The organism is Metasolibacillus meyeri, from assembly GCF_003049505.1.
Lineage (GTDB): Bacteria > Bacillota > Bacilli > Bacillales_A > Planococcaceae > Metasolibacillus > Metasolibacillus meyeri.
Genome location: NZ_PYWN01000303.1, coordinates 1 through 203 on the forward strand (window position 1 = coordinate 1; position 203 = coordinate 203).

Annotated in this window: 1 tRNA gene; it reads right to left on the reverse strand. The window is 50.7% G+C overall.

Going from position 1 to position 203, the window contains the following annotated elements:
- Positions 1–58: 58 nt before the first annotated feature.
- Positions 59–134: transfer RNA gene (locus tag C9J34_RS21660), tRNA-Thr, on the reverse strand.
- Positions 135–203 lie beyond the last annotated feature (69 nt).

Below are 203 nucleotides of genomic sequence, written 5' to 3' on the forward strand. Positions count from 1 at the left end.
ACCCTAAGGAGCGGATTTACAGTCCGCCGCGTTTAGCCACTTCGCTACCCCTCCAGAATGGTGCCGGCGAAAGGAGTCGAACCCTCGACCTACTGATTACAAGTCAGTTGCTCTACCAACTGAGCTACACCGGCATTAAATTAAGGAATAAATGGTGGGTCAGGACGGAATCGAACCGCCGACACTTAGAGCTTCAATCTAAT